Source organism: Sphingobium sp. IP1 (assembly GCF_002708645.1).
Lineage (GTDB): Bacteria > Pseudomonadota > Alphaproteobacteria > Sphingomonadales > Sphingomonadaceae > Sphingobium > Sphingobium yanoikuyae.
Genome location: NZ_NOIW01000218.1, coordinates 1 through 3,161, shown reverse-complemented (window position 1 = coordinate 3,161; position 3,161 = coordinate 1). Strand labels below are relative to the sequence as shown.

The window sequence follows — 3,161 nt, the reverse complement described above, 5'->3', positions numbered from 1 at the left end:
CCCACGGGCCACGTTTTTTAACGGGGTCATGCCTCCAATAAGCCATCGGCCGCGACCCTCCCGGCCGCACCATAGCACGACCCGTTTCTACCGCGCACAGGCGGGCTCAGCCGGCGACGGTTTTTTAAGATGTCGCGCTCCTCTGTCATTCGGGCCAGATCGCGCTTCAACTGCCGGATCTCGGCATCCTTGGCAGCATCCCCCGATGCCACCTTCCCGAACCGCTTCCTCCACGAATACAGCGAGTGCCGCTCGGAAACCTCCGATACACGATAACCCCGCTCCGTAATCTGGGCCACCGCATCACGCTTGAACTCATCGCTGAAATTGCCATTCCCCATCGTCGCCTTCTGTCCTCAAAATTAGGACCCAAGGCGTCCAGAAATCTAGAGGCTATTCAACCAGACAGAGCGCAAAGTCCCAACGCCGGTCAAAAAGCCGCCGCGCGCCGATTGGCCTCAGGCGCTCCCGATATGCCAACCCGATCGCCTCAAAACGTCCTAACCGATGATAAACTTGGGAACTGCCGATAACGGGTTTCGGTTGTCGTGGTCAGGAGATGACCATGAAAGTCGAATTCGGTGCATTTGATGGTGGCATGGCCGGCAAGGTTCCGCCGGCATATCTTGAAAGTCATGTTGTAAGCGAGACCGACCGGCTGACCGACGTCATCCTCTGCCAGCCGCTTCATTTGACGCCCGTACCCTGCTGCGCCGTCACCCGTGAGGCTCTGGCTGCCGGCTTTACGACCGATGCCGCTGAGGCTCTGCGGCAGCATAACATGCTGGTAGAGGCGCTAGAGCGGCATGGCGTGCGCTGTCATTCCCTCGTTCCATCACCCGATCTGCCGGACATGTGCTTCACCCGCGACATCGGTGTCGCGACGCCATGGGGCATGACCGCCCTCAATCCAGCCATGCCGCACCGCCGAGGCGAAGTCGATGCGTTGCTGGAGACCTGTGCTGAGTGGAATATGCCAGTGCGGCAGATCACCCGTGGCACGATCGAAGGCGGTGACGTCTGCGTTGCGCGAGAGGGGCTCCTCATAGTCGGCCTGTCGGGCGAACGCAGCTGCGCCGCGGGGGCGGAAGAGTTCGCGGCGCCGTTCCGGGCTGCGGGTTGGGATGTGCTGCTATGCCCCTTTCATGCCGACCATCTGCACCTCGACACTATTTTCTGCATGGTAGAAAAGGACGAGGCGATCGGCTGCCTGGAGATGTTGGACCCGACGTTCGTCGAGGCTCTATATGAGCGCGGTATCAAAGTCATCCCGATGCCCACGGCCCTTTCGTCCTCGCTGGGCTGTAACATCCTTTCGCTGGGCGGGCGCCGAATCCTCACAAGCGCCACCGACGCGGTTGTCACGAGCGCGCTGCGCAAGGCGGGCTACGCAGTGGACGAGATCGACATCTCTCAGTTCGCTGCGTGCGGGGGAGGCATCCACTGCCTCACTCAGCCACTACGGCGCATCCCTGCCTGATGCCCGTCCATTTATCAAAAAGGAGTAGCAAATGAGCCAGACAATTGAGGCGCGCTTCGCAACGCGCGCCGAAGCCGAAAACGCGGTCGAACTGCTGGTGCAGACCCACGGCATCGAGCGCAGTGACATTTTCATCGCCGCTGATGGACCCGAAAATAGTGTCGGGGAGGAGATTAGTGGCGGCGACGCAGCTGCGCCGCTGGAAGAGGAACGAGACGATGCGGCTTTGCATTCGCCCATCCTGGTTTCGATTGACGTGAACGACGAAGCGAAAGTGGAGTTGATCAAAAGCGCGTTGGCAGAGGCAGGAGCCGATTAGGGCGCTATCCCGCTCACGATTGGTCTGTAGGAGCGCTTGATGAACGATACGGGCGGAGGCGAGCCCTATGCCTATTTCCATGGAACCAAGGCTCTGCTTGGCGAGCTATTTCGGCCAAGGCTCCAGGCCAATGGCCGCGCCGTCCTAGTCATCCACGAGTCGGACGGAATCGGTGGCAATGTCCGGCGCCATTGCCGCAAGCTGGCCGATCTTGGTTATACCGCTCTCGCAGCCGACATGCACGGAAATGGCGAGCCGTTAGAAGGCGAGGCGATGCGCGATGCGCTGGATGCGTTTCGCAACCATCCTGATCTTGTGCGCGGACGAGTGAGGGCCGGTTTTGACGCGCTTTTGTCCGCGACCGGCGTCAATCCTGCCGCCAGCGCCGCGATCGGCTTTTGCTTCGGCGGATTTACCGCTCTGGAACTGGCACGATCCGGCGCCGAGATAGCAGCGGCGGCCAGCTTCCACGGCCTGCTGACCACGGCTCGACCGGCGCAGGCTGGCGAGGTGAAGGCGCGCATAGCGGTGTTTACCGGCGCGCGGGATCCGCTCGTATCTAACGAAGATGTGGCGGCGTTCCAGAAGGAAATGATGCAGGCGCATGCGCACTGGCAGCTCACAACCTATGGCGACGCCTGGCATAGCTTCACCAACGAAGATGTCGATCGCCTCGACGACGCGCGCATGGCGTATGACGCCACCGCGCACAGCCTGTCGTGGCGCGCGCTGATCGATTTTCTTGACCTCAGTCTTGTCTCGCAGGGTATCGCTTAGGTTCCCGACGCGCCCCTTCCATAATTGGCCTCAGCCACGCAATTGCCAAGCGCTGTCGTCCGCCGCACCTCATATTGAATGCCGCCCCCCTCGATATGAATGAAGTTAGTTGCAGCTTCCATCTTCTCGACCCATTGCGACCATCTCGACCGCACGCCTGAAATGCCGGCACACCCGCTCCTCGCTCATCCGGAAACGCCGGGCTACCTCCGAGACGCTCATTTTCTGGCTGACCACCAGAATGAGAATGCCGCGTGTGAGGGCATCCATCCGCGCCACCGCCTCGTTGATACCTGGATCTGTCTCGCCCGCTGCTTCGCGGGACGGATGGCCGTCTTCCAGGGCTGACTTTGCCAGATAGCGTTCGATACGGGCGGCGCAAATGTCGTCAGAGACGCGGTCACGCATCCGCGTAACGAACCTCGCGAGACACCTGCTCACATCATGATGGTGGGCCATGGGGGAAACTCCTTTCAGGATGGCAGCCAGCCAATCTGGCGACCTCCACCCACCACCTCCCCCCTTCCCTTCTGAAGACCTGAGGGATGGCGACCACTGTTGTTCCGGGTCGCCATGGTCCGCATG

4 protein-coding genes and 1 pseudogene are annotated in these 3,161 nt (G+C 61.0%); 3 read left to right on the top strand and 2 right to left on the bottom strand.

The features are described 5' to 3' along the window. Positions 1–107 precede the first annotated feature (107 nt). Positions 108–341 (bottom strand): annotated as a pseudogene (locus tag CG471_RS29415) (transposase); the annotation flags it as partial. 224 nt (positions 342–565) lie between these two features. Between CG471_RS29415 and CG471_RS29410 the strand changes: the two are divergent. The 3 genes from CG471_RS29410 to CG471_RS29400 are packed head-to-tail and all read left to right on the top strand — an operon-like array spanning position 566 to position 2,576. Beyond that, positions 566–1,480, top strand: a complete 915-nt coding sequence (locus CG471_RS29410) for a dimethylarginine dimethylaminohydrolase family protein (protein ID WP_218964303.1) — start codon at positions 566–568, stop codon at positions 1,478–1,480. Between the two features lie 31 nt (positions 1,481–1,511). After that, the gene (locus CG471_RS29405; protein WP_099234617.1) at positions 1,512–1,799 is read left to right on the top strand and encodes a hypothetical protein; all 288 of its coding nucleotides are present in this window, start codon (positions 1,512–1,514) and stop codon (positions 1,797–1,799) included. Positions 1,800–1,838: 39 nt separating this feature from the next. Beyond that, a complete protein-coding gene (locus CG471_RS29400; RefSeq protein ID WP_099234616.1) occupies positions 1,839–2,576 on the top strand; it encodes a dienelactone hydrolase family protein in 738 nt (245 codons plus the stop codon). Positions 2,577–2,681: 105 nt separating this feature from the next. On the opposite strand, the gene CG471_RS29395 is transcribed toward CG471_RS29400, so the two are convergent. After that, a complete protein-coding gene (locus CG471_RS29395; protein WP_099234615.1) occupies positions 2,682–3,035 on the bottom strand; it encodes a sigma factor-like helix-turn-helix DNA-binding protein in 354 nt (117 codons plus the stop codon). Between the last annotated feature and the right edge of the window lie 126 nt (positions 3,036–3,161).